Consider the following 18801-nt stretch of genomic DNA (forward strand, 5'->3'; position numbering starts at 1 on the left):
AGTTGTCCTTACTGTGGACTGGTTCTCGATAGAGATCATAACGCTGCTATGAATATTCTGAGATTGGGATTACAATCTCTCCAGAATTCTGGTAGATGCCCGTCACTTCAGTGACGGGAGTAGTCACGAGACTCCAACCTTTTTTCATAGCCTGTACGAAACTTTAACTAAAATTAAGAAGTAGAGAAAATATAGCTTTTACCCGAAAAGTGACAACCATGAAAACCGCCTGCATCCAGATGGACATTTCCCTTTGCTCAAAGCAGGAAAACCTTGAGCGTGCCCTTTCCCTGGCAGAAGAAGCAGTCTCAAAAGAGGCTGAACTGCTCGTTTTCCCGGAAGTTTTCTCAACAGGCTTTTGTTATGACTGCATAGAAGAAGCGGCTGAAACCGCGTCCGGTCCCACTCTCGAGGCTCTCTGCGCTTTTTCAAAGGAACATGACTGCATTCTTGCAGGTTCAATTGTAGAGAAAATAGAAAGAACAGAAAGGGAATTAATAAGTTCAGAAAAGCAGTTGCCTGCCCAGTATAATCTCGGTTTCTGCATCGAATCCGGGAAACTGGCGGGCATCCGCCGAAAAGTCCAGCTTTACGGGCCCGAAAAAGAATATTTTGCGTCCGGAGACAGCATAGCTCCTATTAGGCTGGAAAAGCATGGGCTTACCATCGGGCTCATAGTTTGTAATGAACTCCGCTACCCGGAAGTTGCCCGGAAACTGACCCTTGAGGGAGCAGACCTGCTGGTTTCGGCTGGCGAAATCCCGGACTTTTATATCTATCCCTGGCGCATTATGTCCCTTTCGCGGGCAATTGAAAACCAGCTGCCACATATAGCCTGCAACAGGGTGGGGAAAGACAGGTATTCGATTTATCTTGGCGGCTCTTTTATTGCCGACGGATGGGGCCGCATCCTGGCAGAAGCTGGAAAAGAGGAATGTGTCCTCATCGGGAAAATCGATCTGGAAGAGGCAAAGGGAATCAGGAAAACCGGTTCTATTCTCGAAGATCGCAGGCCTGATCTTTATTAAAAAAGTAGAAACTGAAAAAGGTAAACCCGGCAGGGTTACCCTTTAAGTTCCTTGATAATCAGTTCGCGGGCAGTCTTTGCGTCTGCCGTGCCCTTTGTCTTTTTCATGACCTGTCCTACCAGGAAGTTCAGGGACTTTTCTGCGCCTCCGAGGTAGTCCTGGACTGCGGCTGCGTTTTCGGCAATGGTTTCGGAAACGGCTTTTGTGACCAGGTCGTCTTCGGCTTTGAAGAGGCCTTTTTCTTCGATGATCTGGAGCGGGGTCTTTTCTTCCGTGCCGTCCAGGATGCTGCGGATAACTTCAACTGCAGCCCTGTCGCTGACCTTTCCTTCGGAAAAGAGCTTGACCAGCTCTACCATGTCCGAGACCTTGAAGGAGTTTTCCACCTGGGGGTCTTTTGCGTGGATGAAGCCGATTGTCTCGCCGTCATAGGAGGAAATTGCGAGGTCGCGGTAGTTCAATTCCCCGAGGAAGACGTCAGCTGTCCATGTAGCTGCTGTTTTCGGGTCCGCGCCTTTTGCACAGACGCCTTCGTAGAAGTCAGCAAGCATGATCTTGGAAGTTAGAGACCTTGCGTGCATGTCCGTGATGCCGTACTGCTCAATGAAACGGGAGCGTTTGGCGTCGGGGAGTTCCGGGAGAGTTTCCCTGATTCCCGGGACCCAGTCGGAAACGCGCATGGGCATGAGGTCGGGCTCGCGGAAGTAGCGGTAGTCTTCGGCCTCTTCCTTTGTCCTCATGGAAAGCGTAACACCTCTGCCTTCGTCGAAGTGGCGGGTTTCCTGCGTGATTTTTCCACCGCGGCGGATCACGTTCTTCTGGCGCATGATCTCGTAGAGGAGGGCTCTTTCGACTCCTTTGTGGGAGGAGATGTTCTTGATCTCAACACGGGTACCCCAGTAAACCGAGACGTTTGCGTCCACACGCATGGCGCCTTCGAGGTTTCCGTCAAAGACGTCCAGGTACTCGAGGATGTTCCTGAACTTGTCGAGGAAGCGCCTGGCTTCTTTTGGGCTCCTCATATCCGGCTCGGTAACGGTTTCGATCAGGGGCATCCCGGACCTGTTGTAGTCGATAAGGACACCTTTGGACTTCTCGATGCTCCCTATGTGCACAAGCTTTCCGGGGTCCTCTTCCATGTGGGCCCTTGTGATCCCTACAACATGTTCCCCGTCTTCTCCTTCAATCACGACTTTCCCCTTGCTGACAATGGGATAGTCGTACTGGGTAACCTGGAAGCCTTTGGGGAGGTCAGGGTAGAAGTAGTTCTTCCTGTGGAACTGGGTCTCTTCTGCAATTTCCCCTTCCAGGGCAAGCCCCACTTTGATAGCTGCTTCTACGGCTTTCCTGTTCAGGACCGGAAGCGCCCCGGGAAGGCCCAGGCAGACCGGGCAGGTGTGGGTGTTTGGGGCTGAGTTGTGGTAATCGGAAGAGCAGCCGCAGAACATCTTGGTCTTAAGTTTGTTAAGCTGGACGTGGATTTCAAGCCCGATCCTTATGCCGTCAGGGTTTTCGTAGACCATTTAAGCCACCTCCGGGGGTCTCTTCGTATGGTAATCGGTATTCTGCTCAAAAGTGTACGCCGTGCGCAGGACCGTGGGTTCGTCAAAGGGCTTTCCCATAATCTGGAGCCCTATGGGCAGGCCGTCGGTAAAGCCGCAGGGTACGGAAATTGAGGGCACGCCTGCCAGGTTGATGGGACAGGTGTTTACGTCCGAGAGGTAGAGGGTAAGCGGGTCTTCAATCTTCTCCCCTTTCTTGAAGGCAGGGTTCGGCATTGTGGGGGCCATAAGCACGTCGACTTTTGAAAGCGCCCGGTCAAAGTCCTGCTTTACAAGGGTCCTGACCTTCAGGGCTTTTAAGTAGTACTTGTCGTGGTAGCCTGCGGAAAGCGCATAGGTCCCGAGCAGGATTCTCCGCTTTACTTCGGTCCCGAAGCCTTCTGCTCTGGTCGCTGAAACCATGGAGTGCCAGTTTTCTCCCCTATCCCGGAAACCGTAACGTGTGCCGTCAAAGCGGGCAAGGTTTGAGGAAGCTTCGCTCATGGCAATTATATAGTACGAAGCAAGGGCGTACTTTATATTGGGCATTGAGACCTCTTCCCAGCTTGCTCCGAGTTCTTCATAGCGGTGTATGGAGTCCCAGACGGCTTTTTCAACGTCCTGGTGGATGCCTTCCCCGAAGAATTCCTTCGGTACCCCTATCTTCAGCCCTTTTACGTCGTCAACCAGGGCTTCCTGATATGCGGTTTTTCTGTCAATGGAAGTGGAGTCCCTGCGGTCATAGCCTCCGATCACGTCCATGAGCACTGCAATGTCCGTTACGTTGTTTGCAAGGGGGCCGACCTGTTCTAAGGAGTTTGCGTAAGCCACAACTCCGTACCTGGAGACCGCCCCGTAGGTGGGTTTTAACCCCACAACGCCGCAGAAAGCTGCAGGACAGCGCACTGACCCTCCGGTGTCTGAACCAAGGGCAAAGGGAGCTTCGCCTGCTGCAACCACTGCCGCACTGCCTCCGGAAGACCCTCCGGGCACCCTTTCAAGGTCCCAGGGGTTTGCTGTGGGCCCGTAGTAGCTGGTTTCCGTAGAAGAGCCCATGGCAAACTCGTCCATGTTCGTTTTCCCGAGGATCACGGCTCCTGCTTCCTGAAGTTTTTCGATCACATGGGCATTGAAGGGCGGGACGTAGCCTTCGAGGATCTTTGAGCCGCAGCTGTTTTGCATTCCCACCACGGAAATGTTGTCCTTGATCGCAATCGGAACACCTGCAAGTGGACCTTCATGCCCTTTTGCATCGATTTCCCGGGCCTGTTCAACGGCTTTTTCGGAAACCGCCACATAGCCGTTAATTTTGCTCTTTTCGATAACCTCGAGATAGCTAGCTGTGACTTCTTCGGCTGAACTTTCCCGAATCTTTTCCTTAACCTGTGCAACACTCATCCATTTTGCCATAAAAATTCCCCTCAGCCGATCTTCGGAGACCTGAAGGCTCCGTCCTGCTTGTTTTCAGTGTTTGCAAGCACGGTTTCCTGCGGGAGGGACTCTTCCACCACGTCCTCCCGAAATACGTTAAAGACCTCCGCCACGTGATAGGTGGGGGGGACGTCTTCGGTCTCAAGCTCATCGAGCTGTCCGAAGTACTCCAATACTGAGTTTAGTTTTTCCATATATTCGACTGTTTCCTGCTCGCTGATCTCAATGCGGGCAAGCCAGCCAATGTGTTCTACATCTTCTTTTGTGATCATGGAAATTCCTCAAAAACAGAATGATCCTGAATAGAATGATACTGATTTTGCTTAATAGAAACAGTTTATGAAATAAATATATATTCTTCTTCCCCTGCATCTTTTGCCGGCCCGGTTGCGCCAGCCGAGTTGCGCCAGCCGAGTTGCGGCTCGGCAGTGCGCTGTCCGTTTCGGTCGCTACGCTCCCTCAAGCGGACTAATTTAGAGGTACCGGGATTGTGCTTTATTCAAGGGGATAAAAAAGATGGGCAAATTGTTCTTTTCGAACTTCTTTGCTTGCTCAAAAACCACCTTTTCATCTGTTTTTATGCTTTTTCCCTCATGTGGAGGGCATACATCTGGACTTTTTTCATCTTTGCGAGGTTGAGTACTTTTTCGAGTTCTTCGTCGGTGAGGTGTCTGGCTTCTATGTAGCCGCTGTCTACGGCTTCGTTGAAGATTTCGTATCCTATGGCTGAACGGGTGAAGACGGTGGTCCAGCCGTTCGGGCTCCCGACGCCTCCGAAGGAGATGTCTGCATTTTCCGAGGCCAGGTCCGTGCAGAATTTGCAGGAAGAGCTCCGGTACTCGTCGAACTCGCTGAGTTCGAAGACGCGGTCCTCTCCGTTTTTCAGGGAGACTTCGAATTTTCCTTTCCGGATTTTCATTGCCTCGACGTTTTCGAGCAGGATCCCGTAGCTTTCAAGCACTGCCTTGATCCCTTCGTAGGAGAACGTGTCCATGCAAAAGAGCCCCAGTTTCAGGACCTTTGCCCGCATGAACAGGTGCAGGAAGCCGTAAGAGCTTTTCTGCATCTTGGTTACGGCATCGATATTGCAGCTCGTCCCCACAAAGGCAATGCTGTGCATCCCCTGCTTTATGGCGCTCATGAGGGCTTCGAGGGTCATGGAATGGGAGTAGATGCTTCCTCCGCTTTCAAGGATCTCTTCCCGGGTTGTTGCCACTATGGGCATGGGTTTCCAGGGCTCTTCTTTTGAGCGGGTGGTAACAACGGCGCAGTCGATCAGCCCTTCATCCAGGGCGTACAGGAGAAGGGAGGTCACAATCCCTCCGTCCTGGCCTTTTAATTCGGGAATTGCAGACTTTGCGGCATAGGCATAGCGGAAGTTCCCTATTAGCCCTTCTTCCGTGGTGATTGTCCGGGGGCACTGGTTGTAGCAGACCCCGCAGGCTTTGCAGGGGCCCACAAGTTTTGGCGCCCCGTCTTCAATGGTGATGTATTCACAGCTTGCAGCGCAGGCCCCGCAGAGGGTGCAGATGCCGGGTTTGATAATGTCCCGTTTCAGTTTCCCGAAGGAAATCTTTTCTTTATCCCCCAGGTTTCGTTTTAGCCTGATTACGCTTTTTTCAAGCACGTCGAACTTTTGTTTGCATTCGGGGCTGCAGAAATAGTAGCATTTCCCCCCGTAGTCCGAAACGTATTCAGTACTGTCCGATACAATTTTCTTGCAGATGGGATCAAGCGGCATTCAAAGTCTCCGAAGCATATTAACGTGAAAATATTCAGGGTAAGGGCCAGACGCCCTCGCTCCCTCGAACGAAATTCGCTCCAGACAGGAAGGATACGTATTGGCCATATCTTTAAGGGCATTATTATATTCTCAAGTCTGTGCAATCGCACCAAATTTTTATAATGGCATTCTTTATAATTTATGTACTTTATAATTATGCACTGCAAACTTCCATTTATGGACGTGATGGAAAGCCAATCCGGAAATTTGTTCTTCGGACAGGCTCTCTATGTAGAGACGTGAAGCCCCTGCTTGAAGTGAATAAAAGTGAATATATATGTTAAAAATAGGTAAACTCAGAACATACTAAACAGAAAAGGATCATGTGTTAGTAGGAAATGATGTATTTCAGGGCGTTCCAGGTCGGAAAACAGGAGTTTAAGAGTATGGACAAAAGTTGAAATCGATAAGGGTATTATCATTCAGAAGCATTTTAGTAAACCTTATTAAGGCTCTTGTTAATACCTTTCTCCAAACTTCAAATAAATTATGTTTTTGTTAATCTCCTCTACGGAACCCCGGAAAAGCAGTGTCTTCGGAAGTTTTCATACGTTCAAAATATCATATTCAAAATTTGCCTTAACTTTAAAAAATCATATTAAAATTGTCTTTTTAAGTCTGCAAGTATAATTAATCTAACTTATAATTTCACTCATAAGGAAGGAATAAAAATGGCTCTGAAACCCAGAATTGCAGAATCTCCTCATGTCCGTTTGCTTGACCTGAAATCAAAGCCTTTCTTCATAGTGGCTTCCGTGGAAGTCGGGAACACCACCACGAAATGCATCCTTACTGCCACCAACATGGACACCGGCAGGACCCATATCATCAACAAGGTCGTGCGGATGACCCGGGATGTCCGGCCTCCAAAAAAGGGGGAAGTCGTATTTGGGAGGACTCTTACAGGTGTGGAACTTACCAGGGAGTCCATTGCGGAACTTGTGCGGAACACCCTTATCGAGTCTCTGGAAAAGGCCAGCCTGGACATCAAGACTGACCTGCATTTCGTGGTCCGTTCCACGGGAGTGGTTGCAGGTTTCGATTCCCCAGAAGAGGTGGGTGAGTTTATAAGAGCCCTGGCAGAAGGCTGCCTCATAGCAGGGGTCCCCCCAAAGAATATGACTCCTCCAATGTCCATTTCCAATATCCCCAAGAAATTCCAGAAATATAGTAAGCTGGAAAAGGTGATTTTTGACGGGGCTGTAGCCGGCGTTGTGCCTCCCATCGGTTCTACGGGAGTTGAAATCGTTGCAAACGAGATGGAAGGAGAACTCGCAACTGCAGGGATCAAGGAAGCAGCCAAGCTGACAGATGTCGATTTCAGAAATCCCTGCATCTCTATCGACTTCGGGACAACCCTGGACGGAAGGGTCACAAGCCCGGACCTGCCGTATGCAAAGACAATCGGAAACTTCTGCGGCTATGCCGGTGCAATCCCAGATGCCATCATCAGGGGCTCAAAGATCGTGGATTCAAGATTAGGGACAGCACTCGAGGTTTTCGAGGGAGAAAAGCCTCCATCCTTCCTTACCCTGAAGATGAAGGCTAAGGTGATAGAGGAATATGCAAAGCGGGTCCATGAGCTTATTGTCATCGAAAAGGTCCCCGAGGACCGTAAGCGGTACGGGAGTGTGCCTGTTAGTTCGGAAGGGGCTAAAGAGGTGGGTGTAACCCTTATCGGTTGCGATGTTGGGGTAAACGGGTCCGATATGGGCAAACTGAGTGCCATAGGCATGGAGATCTGCAAGACTCACGGGCTCCAGATCGTTTATGCCGTAATTGACGAAGTAATGGCCGGGGTAGTCTGCAGGCTGGTCAAGGTTGCAAAAGAAGAAAGCATGATTTTTGAGGATACAACAATCGGGATCACCGGCAGGGCCGGGATTACCGGGAACAAGCCAAAACTAATCCTCAAGTGCCTGGAAGAAATGAACATTGCCCCGAAAATAGATGAGCGCGTGGTCTTCGTGGACGATGGGCTTGCCCGGGGTGCAGCTGTCATGGCCCGCTGTATGAACTCTCTTGGCACCCCGCAAAACCCGCTTGGAGGGAGGCACGGAGGAAAGTGCATCCTGGGGCAGAGGGTCCAGCTTCAGAACAAATAAAGCTGCAAATAAGAGTCTGGAAGACGGACCTGTAAAATAAAGCTGCAAATAAGAAGCTGAAAAAAGAAGCTGAAAAAAGAAGCTGAAAAAAGAAGAAAATTTAAATATGATAATAGGTGCCGAAAAGGAGGATCCGGAGGATTAACCTCCTGCGCCTCCACCGCCTGCCTTCCCCAATTCGAAGGCCTGCATTGTCTCCAGCTGTTTCTGGAACCTTTCTTCCAGCTCTTCGGCAGTGAGTTCTCTGTCTTCTTTCTTTTCTTTGATTTTCTGATCCGTGAGTTCCAGGGTTTCGTCCCTGTACCAGAGGTCGGTCGCTTCGAGCAAGACCCAGACGGCTCCATGTTCGTCTTTTTTGATCTTGCTCACGCGGCTTACGGTGTCGCTGTTTACGTACTTGACGGCATCTCCCGCCTTGATGGGTTTTTTGTTCCGCCCGACCGCCGTGATTACTTCAGCTTCAGCCATACTCTCACCTCAAGGGCTTTCAGGAGTCCGAATTTCCGGTCCTGCAAGTCCGTTCCTTCTCGTGATTAGCTGCTTATAGGTTATTCCGGCCCTTTAATAAAGTTTGTGTGGGCGTTCCCGGGAAACGTTTTTTTATAAATTCCATAAAGCTTTTATTTTTGCTTTTTTGTTTTCCCGGGTTTGAAAAAGTAAAAAAGAGAAATTACTGGCAGTTTATTACTGGCAGTTTATTTCTTTCCTGAGTTCTCCCATGAGGGAAACACTTTCGGCGAAAGCGTTGTGCCTGTGGATGCTTTCCTCGTTGATCTGCTTGATGGTAATAACTGCATCATCGGGCAGATTAGGGAACTCCTTTACGATGTTGTCGGCCATGGTCCTCACACAGTCTTCCACAAACTTGGGGTTCTTATGAGCGGTTTCCACGACAACTTTTTCGTCGGAGCGTTTTAATACTTCGTAGACACTGGAACTCATGGAGCGCTCGATTATGTTTATTATGCTTTCCAGGGAGACATCGAAGTCATGCGCCACCTTAATCGAGATGATCCCTCTTCCGCGCTGGTTGTGGGTTGCCATTGGCACTCTTTCAAGGAACTTTATGATGGTGTCCCTTTCCACTCCAAGTTCGGAAAGCTCGGTTGCGGCTTTGTCCCTCATGATTTCCTGGGCGCAGGGGCAGGCGGTCATTCCGACCACTTCGGCACCTATGAGTTTCTTTACGTCAAAGTAATCATTGTCACTGTGGCCCCTCACAGCTGAAGCTTCGGCAAAGATGTTTACGACTTCCTGGCACTTCATTCCTGTTGATGGGGAACTGCGCCTTACCATATATTCGCTCTTCATCCGGACTTCGGCCTGGTTGGCGTATTCATGGCGGCCCAGAAGGTTGTGTGCAATATCGCTGCAGAGCTGCTCTATCTCATATACGGGAGTGCTAAGGACTTTTTCCAGCACTTCATCAACGGCTTCGAAGTTCCGGGAGAGGTTTGCCCCCTTCCGGTCGGAGGGCAGGTCAACAAAGATATCAAAGGTAGAAATAAGCACTATGGGGCGCTTATCTTTCCTTTTGATTTCTACGAGCTTTTTTACGTTTGTTACTCCCACGCGGGTGAGGTTTATAGGTACGCTCGGTTTGCTGGCCTGGACGTCCGGGAGGTTGAAAATACAGTTTTCCATGTTAACCAGATCCATGAAAAGATGAATGTTTGATTTGTAGGGATGAATTTTGACAAATACGGAATTTTAATTTTATATGCATTTACAAAAATATAATGACCATAAGAAGTCATAGCATGTAAAGCTTATGCTTTCGCTTTTTCCATTCTTTTCCAAAAGTACAATAAAACAGGAACTTTCCAGAATGCTGAAATCCGCTTCCTGAGCCTCTTATTGGGCCATATTTCTAACAAGCCATAAATATTTAAATATTTCCCATCAGGCCACAATATAGAAAATTTTAGTTTATATAGACAGCATAATTTTCAGGAAAATTCCCCTAAACCACTAACTACAGCCAACATCCTGAAGAAAGACTTTATATACTTTAAAACTTAATCAGTGTCTAGCAATACATTTGCGAGGTGACCTTTATGTCCAACACAAGAAATTTTGTTTTAAGAGACGAAGATGGCAATGAGCACGGAGTATTCACCGGAAAACAGCCCCGGCAGGCTGCTCTCAAAGCTGCAAACCGGAGTACTGGGACTAAATCTAAGCCGGAGATCATCCGCCTCAGGGAACGCGGGACAAAGAAGGTGCACGTTTTCAAGGCATGGAAGGAAGTTGTTGCCGCTCCCAAGAACAGGCCTGACTGGATGCCTGAGAAAATCAGCAAACCCTTTGTCAAGAAAGAAAAAATCGAAAAAATAGAGTAACTTATTCCATCACAGGCCCTGAATATCGGGGTTCTTTCTTTTTCATTCCGATCTTTAAATACGGAATTAGCCTGGATAGGTCTTTATTTTTTATAACTTTCCGGGCTGGCTTATTTTACTCCTTTATAATGGAAATTTTGCGTTTTTCTCCTGTTCAGTTCTTTCCCAGAACCTACCTGAGTTTTTAATTCAAATTCTCAACGATAAGTTTAAACGCAGAGTTTCTGATTCCTAGGACATGGTGCTTAAAAGAGAGAACGTGCTTATCGAAGCCCTGCCTTACATGCAGGAGTTCTATGACTCGGTAATGGTCATCAAGGTGGGCGGAAACGCTATGGTCAGTTCCCAGATCATGGAGGATATCATAAAGGACATCGTCCTCCTGCGTTACGTGGGGATCAAGCCCGTTATCGTGCATGGGGGAGGCCCTGAGATTACGGACAAGATGGAGCGTATGGGCAAAAAAGCCGAATTCTTCCAGGGGCTCCGGATCACCGATGACGAGACCATGGAAATCGCCAGGATGGTCCTGGTGGGGAACATCAACACGAAAATCGTGTCCCTTATCGGGATGTCCGGGGGAAAAGGCGTCGGGCTTACGGGTTATGACGGCAGGATGATCCTGGGGCACAAACAGGCCGCCAAACGTGTGCTCGTAGACGGCGTGGAAACAGAAGTCGATATTGGCTGGGTGGGGGAAAGTGAGGTCATCAACCCCGAGATCCTCCACATAATGCTTGAAAAAGGTTACATCCCGGTTATCTCCCCGATTGCCGTGGACACAAAAGGCAATGCCTTAAACATCAATGCCGATACCGTGGCAGGGGATATTGCCGCAGCCCTGCATGCCAAGAAGCTGATCCTCATGACCGATGTTTCCGGCCTCCTCAGGGATATAAAGGACCCTGCAAGCCGCATCTCCCGTATCACTCTCGATGACGTCGACCCCCTGATAGAGGAAGGGGTCATAAAGGGCGGCATGATCCCGAAAATCAAGGGCGCTGCCGTAGCCGTGAAAAGCGGAGTCGAAAGGGCTCACATCATTAACGGGAGCGTTTCCCATTCCATGCTCCTCGAACTCTTCACCGACGGCGGGGTCGGGACTATGATCTACGGGCCCGGCTTTGAGCCATAATAATTATTGCTAAGCATCCTTTGTAAAGCAGGGCCCTTTGATTTCAGGGCCTTTTGATTTTTACAACTGCTGGAGATTATACGAATGAATCCGATCATCAGGCCTTTCAGGTTAAGTGACGCCGAAGATATCAATGAGATGAGGCGGCAGGAAGGAGTCAGGGCAAATACCCTGGCCCTGGCAACGGAAACCCTTGTATTTACCGAGGCTTTCCTCCGGAACTTCGGGACGGATGACCATGTGCTTGTAGCTGAGGTAGACGAAAAAGTCGTGGGCATGGTCGGGATTCATGTCTTTAAAAGCGCAAGGCAGAGGCATACGGCTTCTCTGGGGATGATGGTCAGGACGGAATGCCAGGGGCAGGGCATCGGGAAAAAGTTGGTGGAAAACATCCTGGACCTGGCCGACAACTGGCTCATGCTGGTTAGGATTGAGCTGGATGTTACCGAAGACAATGAAAGGGCAATTGGCCTGTACAAGTCTTTCGGGTTTGAAATTGAAGGAAAAAAGAAGTATTCGATAATAAAGGGCGGGAAGTATGCCGACCTGTTTATGATGGCCAGGTATACCCTTCCCTCAGTTTAAATGGCAGAGTTGCGCCGGCAGAGTTGCGGCTCTGCAGTACGCTGTCCGTTTCGCTCGCTTCGCTCCCTCAAGCGGACTAATTTATGTTTTTTTGTTTTTGTTTTTTGTTTTTTGTTTTTTGTTGTTTTTGTTTTTACCCTTTTAGTCTAAAATTGGCGTCCCGTACGTAAAATCCTCGATTTCCAGGACTTTTTTCCAGAGCTCTTTGCACTCGCAGTCCGGGGTTTTGAGGTCTGCGGGGTCCTGTGTTAGGGAAAAGGTCCTGAGGGCGTCTGCTACTTCGCCGCTGCATTTTTTGCAGTTGTGGGGGCCGCGTTTTGAGCCTGCGCCTACCGGGTCGGACATGAGGGGGAGGTCAGGGTGGGCGGCTTTTGCCTTCTGCAGGATGTCGATGATGCTCCAGAGCCAGGGCGGGCGGTACTGGCCTTTTTCCCAGAGGGCTTCGACAAGGGTGCCTTTCTGGACATTGCAGAGGTTGATGGAGATGGTGTCCGCGTAGGGTGCGGCATCGTCTATGGAGCGGGAGATATCTTCTAAGGCCTGCCGCTCGGAGAGGAAGAGGGGTTTTAGCATGAGGTAGGCCTTTACGGTGACCCCCTGTTTTCTTGCAATTTCGGAGGCGCTGGTGAAGTCCTTAAAGGTAAAGCCTTTGTTTATGGAGTCTTTCCTGATCCTGTCGGAGCTCGTCTCAAGCCCGAAAGCCAGCTCAAAGGGCTTTTCTCCCAGGATTTCCAGGCACTCCTTTACGTTTTCTTCGCTGACGTAGTTGGGGCGGGTCTCCACGAGCACCTTGATGACCCTGGGGTCGGCTGCAAGGGTCTCCAGGATGGCATCTCTGGCTTCAACCGGGACTTCCTGGTCATCCAGGAAACTGCCGGAAGTGAAGATCTTGACCATGAACTCCGGAAACTCTTCGGCTTTTTTCATCGCTTTTGCAAGCTGGGCCTTATAGTCTTCTAAGGTCGGGGGCTCGCTTGCACAGTCGTAGACATAGCCGCACATGGTGCAGCCGCCGGCTTTTCCCCAGCGGCAGCCTGCGCTTTTGAAGATGACCGTGAGGGTCTTTGTCTCTACCCCGTTTACGAGGTCGGTTCCGGTCCAGCTCGCTGCCGGCACGTTGGTGGGAGAGGGCCTGACCTTAATCCGCTGCCGGATATCGAGTACTGCTTTATTCAGGGACATGGTGTGAAAACTCGCTTTAAAGTCGGTTTTGTTAAATGCTTTTCAAAAAAAGGAAAAAAATTGTTTGAAGCCTTTTCCGGCTTCATTCGGACTGCTTCATTCAAAGCTCTACTTTACTTTGCTTTACTTTGCTTTACTTTGCTCTAATCCGCTTCACTCGAACTCGATGGTTGCAGGCGGCTTGGGCGTGATGTCGTAGACCACCCTGACGACGCTCGGGATCTCGGAGGTGATCCTGGACTGGATGTGCCTGAGGACGTCCCAGGGGAGCTCCAGAGCTTCTGCGGTCATCCCGTCCCGGGACCCTACAGCCCTGACTGCTACGATCCAGCCGTAGGCCCGGATGTCGCCCTTGACTCCGGTTCCTTTTCCGATCACTGCGGCATAGGTCTGCCAGGGGCAGAACCGGTCCAGGAGTTCCTCTTCGACAATGGCGTTTGCCTCACGGGTCGCCTCAAGCTTCTCTTCGGTAACTTCCCCGAGGATGCGCACAGCCAGCCCAGGACCCGGGAAAGGCATCCGTTCGCAGATCTCTTCAGGCAGCTGGAGCGCCCAGGCAACTTCCCTTACCTCGTCCTTGTACAGGTCTTCTATGGGCTCCACGATCTTCTTGAAGTCCATCACGCTGGGAAGCCCTCCTACGTTGTGGTGGGACTTGATCCCGCCTTCGGACTCGATCCTGTCCGGGTAAATAGTGCCCTGGATCAGGTACTCTGCGGAAAGCTTCTTTGCCTCGTCCTCAAACACCCGGATAAAGGTCTCGCCAACAGCCTTTCTCTTCTCTTCGGGGTCAGTGACCCCCTTGAGGGCTGCCAGGAACCTGTCCTTTGCATACACGACATGCAGGTTCATGTGGGAGAAGATGTGCTTTAACCGATCGGTTTCCCCTTTCCTCATGAGCCCGGTGTCGATATAAATCGGGTGCAGCCTGTCTCCGATTGCCCTGTAAGCCAGCTCCGCACAAACGGAACTGTCCACGCCGCCGGAAAGCGCAATAATAGCCCTCCCGTCAATTTCATTTTTTATTTTCTCAACTGCCTTTGGAATGAATTTCTCGGTTTTTACCATTGAAATGCTCCTTGAACGATTACTTGAATTCCTTTGAATAATGATTGTGAATCGGTGAAATATATGAGAATTATTAGGATTTGATTATATTTTATTGTGATATATGAGTCAGTGCATGGGGTTTTTGATATTTAAAGGTATAGTTGGATAAATCGGATAGATGTTTTAACCTTTACTAAAAATGAATGGAGGACCACTTCATCTTTGTCTTTTCCGGCATATTTCCATCAACTCTACAATTTCCATCAACTCTACAATATGCATTTTCTTGCATTTTCTTCTTTTTTTTCATTACTCATTTAAATTTCGAAAACTTAAGTGGTCTTTTAATGCTTACTGGCCAGTAACTTACTGGCTGGTAAGACCACTTTTACCATAGACAAAACTCTCTTCAAAATCTCAAAAATAACGATTATATACGAAGTTCCTCCAAAAACATTGCTATCAAGAAGATCGGACAGGAATGGGTGATACAAATGGGTAATGAAGACTACGAAATGATCGAAAAGCTTGACAGCATCGCAAAAGCTCTGCAGAGCCTTGCGGAGTCCCAGAAGAGAATGGCTGATATTCTGGAGAAACTTACCGGGGAAGGAGGGGCACTGGAATTCGATAAAAAATGAGGCGGCTTTCCGTAATGAAAACACCATTATGAAGGAAACGATGAAGGCAAAAAGTGCTTGAACGTGCTTCAGGATGGCTAATTGTTCCGTGAAGGGAATTGAAGGGGTTTCCGGAAGGGGGCCGGAGGGAGCTTGGGGAGGAAAAATAAGTGCCAGATCTATTACATTTTACAAAAATTCAATTCAAAGCCCTCTATTTCCTCTGGAAAAGTTCTTTTGATTTTGCTCCTGAATTTTCATTTTTTCAGGTAAAAATCTCTATTCTCACACGCCCCTGTTATTTTCGAGTATTTTTCTTGTTTTGGGGGTTTGTTTTTCCAAAAATCGTGAACTATCCTGAAATAATCCCTGTTTCTGAAAATTTGTTCTTACATTTTTAAATCTATACAGTTCAAAGTAAGAAAGGGGGATTTTGGGAATGCTGGAGGATACATCAAAAATCTTAAGGTTATGGACGGCCATAATGTTCGTGTTGATGCTGTGCGTGCTCTTTATTTTTTTCATGATTCTTCTTCAGGGCTGATGTATTTGTGCTGACCCTGTGCTGACCCGGAGGCCCGGATGGATTGGTTTTCTTCCCTCTTCTTTTTTCAAAAGGTGCTGAACTTTCAGGGTTGTTTCGATTTACGAAAATTTATTCTGCAGCTGTAACCTGGTTATATCGGGAAATATTGGGGAGTTTCAATGATGCCTTTAGAGTTGAAGTTCTGGATGGCGCTGGTGGGAATTTTACTTTTTGGGGTGTTGATGGTCTTTATGCTCGTTCTGGCTTCTTGAGGACTGCAGCAAAAACCTTTTTTCATTAATTTTTCATTCATTCTTCAGTTCTTTAGCATTCTTTTTTCCGATTCTGTTTTTGAGATTTTTTACTCAGAAATTACTTTTCACACAGCAATGCCTATACTTTTATGGGGGAGCCGCAGGGAGATGAATCCTGGATATGAAAATACACTCTGGAAATGCAAATTAAAAGGGTGTTAACGTTTGGAGAGAAGCTTTGAAGGGGATGAAAAAGCCTGGATGAAATGCTCGAAACCGGTGAGGTGGAAGTGTCTGCAGCAGATGAAGGCGAAACACTCGAAGCCGGGGAAGAGGCTAAGAGCCTGCAGGACCAGGTAGAGGAGCAAAAGGCTAAGCCTGTCCTGTTCGGGACCTTCGGAGGCGTTTTTGTGCCCACTTTGCTCACCATCCTGGGGGTTATCATGTACCTGCGGGAGGGCTGGGTAGTGGGAAATGCCGGTTTGCTCGGGGCCTGGCTGATAATCCTGATCGCTTTTGCCATTACCACTTCTACCGGGCTTTCCCTGGCTTCGGTTACCACCAACATTCGCATAGGGGCAGGGGGAGCTTTTTCCATCATCTCCCAGTCCCTGGGGCTTGAAGTGGGGGGAAGCATCGGGATTCCTCTTTACCTTTCCCAGGCTCTTGCAGTTTCCATGTACATTTTCGGGTTCCGGGAAGGCTGGCAGTGGCTTTTTCCCGGGCATCCTGCCCTTTACGTCGACCTTGCGGCTTTTGCCCTGCTCTTTATTATCGCTTACATCAGTGCCAGGCTTGCTTTCCGGATCCAGTACTTCATCCTGGCAGTAATTGCAGCGTCCCTTTTTTCTGTCTTCTGGGCCGGGGTCCAGGGCTCAATGCAGGAACCTGTGCAGTTGTGGGGGGACTTTCCGGGCTCGCCGGAAACCGGGTTTTCAGGGATAGGTTTCTGGGGGGTCTTTGCGGTCTTTTTCCCCGCAGCAACAGGGATCATGGCAGGGGCCAACATGTCCGGGGAACTCAAAAACCCGCGCAAAAGCATCCCTGTCGGCACCCTGAGCGCAATAGGCTTAAGCCTTCTTATCTACCTGGGGCTGGCTTACTGGCTAGCACGCTCTGCTCCCCCTGAAGAACTGGTGAGCAACTACACTGTGATGATTGAAAAAGCGGCTTTCGGGTCCCTTGTGCTTTCAGGGCTGCTTGGAGCTACCTTTTCTTCAGCCCTTACATCCATCGTAGGGGCGCCGCGGATCCTGCAGGCTCTCGGAGAGCACGGGATTTTGCCGAAAAGTGAATGGTTTTCCCGGAGAACGGAGAGGGGAGAACCCCGCAATGCCATGCTTTTTACGGGCGTGATAGTATTCGGGGCCCTTATGCTGAGGGACCTGAATTCTGTTGCACCCCTGATCACGATGTTTTTTCTGATCAGCTATGCAATGATCAATGTCGTGGTCTTTATCGAGCAGAACCTGAGGCTGGTGAGTTTCAGGCCCCTTTTCAAAATCCCTCTTGCAGTATCCTTCCTGGGGGCTGCAGGCTGCCTTTTTGCCATGTTCATAGTAAATCCCGGTTTCAGTTTACTGGCTGTGGTCGTAGTCCTGGTAGTCTACAGCTACCTCCTCAGAAAGCACCTTAAAGCTCCTTTTGGGGACGTCCGAAGCGGGCTTTTTGTGGCAGTGGCCGAGTGGGCGGCAAAGAAAGCCAATTCCCTAACCTCGTCCAGCGAACGGACCTGGAAAGCAAATATGCTGGTCCCGGTGGAAGATCCCGGGGAACTCCTGGGAATTTTTAATTTCCTCAGGGATATCGCCTATCCCAAGGGCTCCATCAAGCTCATGGGGCTAACAGGCAAAACGGATGAGGGTACCCTTCTTTCCAGGCTTCTCCACATGAGCAGGGGCTTTCAGGATGAGGGGATTTTTGCTTCCTGGACCGTTATTGATACAGCAAAATTCGAAGAAAACCTGGTCGCAGGTATGGAAGCGCTTACAGGCTCCTTTTTTAAGCCCAGGGTCCTTTTCTTAAGCCTGCCCGAAAGCGGGGACCGGGATGAGGAACTCCGGAAAGTCATAAGGAAAGCCGGCCTGCACAGGATGGGAGTACTCCTCTTTTCAAAGCACCCGAAAGCCGGGCTCGGGAGACAAAATTCCATCAACCTCTGGGTCGAGGACAGGGGTCCTGGCTGGGAAATCAGCATGGACCTGGGAAACCTGGACCTTGCCCTTCTCACCGCATACAAACTTAAAAGCAACTGGAAAGCTTCTCTCAGTTTCACGGCTCTTGTTTCATCCCCTGTCCAGGCTCAGGCCGCAGAAAACTTCCTTCATTCCCTTTCCGAACTTGCCAGGATCCCCAACGTAGAGGTGCATGTGCTGCACGAAAACCTGGAAAACAGCCCGCAAATCCCTCTCGTTTCCCTTAACATTTTCAGCCTCGACCCCGAACCTGACCTGGACATTGCCCGTAGCCTGATGGAAAAAACCGGCTCATCATGCCTTTTTTCCCTTGACTCAGGGGAAGAGAATGCCCTTGCATGATCCCTTTTTCCCGAAATTTTTACCTTTGAAGGCGAGAAGACCCCTTCCTCGACATTTCCGGCTTTGCCGGGAATGGCAGGGAGAGGATGAAAGCCGTCCACTTGACGGAACTACAATTAGTTAACCTGCCTATATACATATAAATTCGTAAAACGTTTACTGATATGATGCTAAAAGCCTATAAATTCAGGTTGTATCCCGCAGCTGAACAAAAAATCATGATAGAGAAACATATCGGTAGCTGCAGGTTCATCTATAACTGGGCTTTGGAACAGAAAATCAAATCTTACGAGCAGGAAGGAAAATCTCTGTCCTGCTATGACCTGAACAACCTGCTTCCTGAACTGAAAAAAGAGCATGAATGGCTTAAAGAAGTAAATTCACAGTCATTGCAGGGAATGACGAAAAACTTAGATTCCGCCTTTACCGAGTTTTTCAGGGAAAAGAATGGTTTTCCTAATTTCAAATCAAGAAAGAACCCCATACAGTCTTTCAGGGAAAAGAATGGTTTTCCTAATTTCAAATCAAGAAAGAACCCCATACAGTCTTTTCCTGTCCCTCAACACTACACTGTCGATTTTGAGAATAACGTTGTCAAACTCCCTAAAATCGGTAAAGTTAAAGCAGTTCTCCACCAGAGGTTTGAGGGAAAACTAAAAACAGCAACGGTTTCCAGAACCTC

Annotated in this window: 18 protein-coding genes; 9 read left to right on the plus strand and 9 right to left on the minus strand. The window is 49.1% G+C overall.

Features of this window, described 5'->3' with window-relative positions; genetic code table 11:
* A partial coding sequence (locus FTO70_RS17145; RefSeq protein WP_255336912.1) for a transposase occupies positions 1 to 114 on the plus strand: 114 nt, incomplete at its 5' end.
* Between the two features lie 104 nt (positions 115 to 218).
* Positions 219 to 1028: a nitrilase-related carbon-nitrogen hydrolase gene (locus tag FTO70_RS17150; protein WP_255337011.1), complete on the plus strand. Its 810-nt coding sequence runs from the start codon at positions 219 to 221 to the stop codon at positions 1026 to 1028.
* Positions 1029 to 1063: 35 nt separating this feature from the next.
* On the opposite strand, the gene gatB is transcribed toward FTO70_RS17150, so the two are convergent.
* The 4 genes from gatB to FTO70_RS17170 form a co-directional block, all read right to left on the minus strand.
* Positions 1064 to 2551 (minus strand): Asp-tRNA(Asn)/Glu-tRNA(Gln) amidotransferase subunit GatB, encoded by a 1488-nt coding sequence (gene gatB / locus FTO70_RS17155; protein ID WP_255336995.1) that lies wholly within the window; start codon positions 2549 to 2551, stop codon positions 1064 to 1066.
* A complete protein-coding gene (gatA, locus tag FTO70_RS17160) occupies positions 2552 to 3979 on the minus strand; it encodes an Asp-tRNA(Asn)/Glu-tRNA(Gln) amidotransferase subunit GatA (RefSeq protein WP_255336996.1) in 1428 nt (475 codons plus the stop codon).
* An 11-nt stretch (positions 3980 to 3990) separates the two neighbouring features.
* A complete protein-coding gene (gene gatC, locus FTO70_RS17165) occupies positions 3991 to 4272 on the minus strand; it encodes an Asp-tRNA(Asn)/Glu-tRNA(Gln) amidotransferase subunit GatC (protein WP_255336997.1) in 282 nt (93 codons plus the stop codon).
* A gap of 305 nt (positions 4273 to 4577) precedes the next feature.
* Positions 4578 to 5741, minus strand: a complete 1164-nt coding sequence (locus tag FTO70_RS17170; RefSeq protein ID WP_255336998.1) for a Coenzyme F420 hydrogenase/dehydrogenase, beta subunit C-terminal domain — start codon at positions 5739 to 5741, stop codon at positions 4578 to 4580.
* Positions 5742 to 6454: 713 nt separating this feature from the next.
* Here FTO70_RS17170 and FTO70_RS17175 point away from each other — a divergent pair.
* A complete protein-coding gene (locus FTO70_RS17175) occupies positions 6455 to 7888 on the plus strand; it encodes a methanogenesis marker 14 protein (protein WP_255336999.1) in 1434 nt (477 codons plus the stop codon).
* A 141-nt stretch (positions 7889 to 8029) separates the two neighbouring features.
* Here FTO70_RS17175 and FTO70_RS17180 read toward each other — a convergent pair whose 3' ends face one another.
* Together FTO70_RS17180 and mptA are read right to left on the minus strand one after the other, a co-directional pair.
* Positions 8030 to 8356, minus strand: a complete 327-nt coding sequence (locus FTO70_RS17180; RefSeq protein ID WP_255337000.1) for a DUF2098 domain-containing protein — start codon at positions 8354 to 8356, stop codon at positions 8030 to 8032.
* A 216-nt stretch (positions 8357 to 8572) separates the two neighbouring features.
* Positions 8573 to 9532, minus strand: coding sequence for a GTP cyclohydrolase MptA (mptA, locus tag FTO70_RS17185; protein WP_255337001.1), 960 nt, complete (start codon positions 9530 to 9532; stop codon positions 8573 to 8575).
* 413 nt (positions 9533 to 9945) lie between these two features.
* On the opposite strand from mptA, the gene FTO70_RS17190 reads away from it, so the two are divergent.
* From FTO70_RS17190 to FTO70_RS17200, 3 genes are all read left to right on the plus strand, one after another.
* A complete protein-coding gene (locus FTO70_RS17190; protein ID WP_255337002.1) occupies positions 9946 to 10230 on the plus strand; it encodes a non-histone chromosomal MC1 family protein in 285 nt (94 codons plus the stop codon).
* A 238-nt stretch (positions 10231 to 10468) separates the two neighbouring features.
* Positions 10469 to 11365, plus strand: a complete 897-nt coding sequence (argB, locus tag FTO70_RS17195; protein ID WP_255337003.1) for an acetylglutamate kinase — start codon at positions 10469 to 10471, stop codon at positions 11363 to 11365.
* 84 nt (positions 11366 to 11449) lie between these two features.
* Positions 11450 to 11950, plus strand: coding sequence for a GNAT family N-acetyltransferase (locus tag FTO70_RS17200; RefSeq protein WP_255337004.1), 501 nt, complete (start codon positions 11450 to 11452; stop codon positions 11948 to 11950).
* 141 nt (positions 11951 to 12091) lie between these two features.
* On the opposite strand, the gene FTO70_RS17205 is transcribed toward FTO70_RS17200, so the two are convergent.
* A complete protein-coding gene (locus FTO70_RS17205; protein ID WP_255337005.1) occupies positions 12092 to 13132 on the minus strand; it encodes an archaeosine biosynthesis radical SAM protein RaSEA in 1041 nt (346 codons plus the stop codon).
* Positions 13133 to 13285: 153 nt separating this feature from the next.
* Entirely contained in the window at positions 13286 to 14200 is a 915-nt protein-coding gene (gene guaA / locus FTO70_RS17210) for a glutamine-hydrolyzing GMP synthase (RefSeq protein WP_255337006.1), read from the minus strand.
* Positions 14201 to 14676: 476 nt separating this feature from the next.
* On the opposite strand from guaA, the gene FTO70_RS17215 reads away from it, so the two are divergent.
* Positions 14677 to 14823, plus strand: a complete 147-nt coding sequence (locus FTO70_RS17215) for a hypothetical protein (RefSeq protein ID WP_255337007.1) — start codon at positions 14677 to 14679, stop codon at positions 14821 to 14823.
* Positions 14824 to 15087: 264 nt separating this feature from the next.
* Here the strand turns inward: FTO70_RS17215 and FTO70_RS17220 are convergent, their stop codons facing one another.
* Entirely contained in the window at positions 15088 to 15327 is a 240-nt protein-coding gene (locus FTO70_RS17220; protein WP_255337008.1) for a hypothetical protein, read from the minus strand.
* A gap of 521 nt (positions 15328 to 15848) precedes the next feature.
* Between FTO70_RS17220 and FTO70_RS17225 the strand changes: the two genes are divergently transcribed.
* Both FTO70_RS17225 and FTO70_RS17230 read left to right on the plus strand, forming a co-directional pair.
* The gene (locus FTO70_RS17225; protein WP_255337009.1) at positions 15849 to 18119 is read left to right on the plus strand and encodes an amino acid permease; all 2271 of its coding nucleotides are present in this window, start codon (positions 15849 to 15851) and stop codon (positions 18117 to 18119) included.
* 167 nt (positions 18120 to 18286) lie between these two features.
* Positions 18287 to 18801, plus strand: a 515-nt coding sequence (locus FTO70_RS17230; protein WP_255337010.1) for an RNA-guided endonuclease TnpB family protein, incomplete at its 3' end; no start/stop codon positions are given.

This window comes from Methanosarcina sp. KYL-1 (genome assembly GCF_024372725.1).
GTDB lineage: Archaea > Halobacteriota > Methanosarcinia > Methanosarcinales > Methanosarcinaceae > Methanosarcina.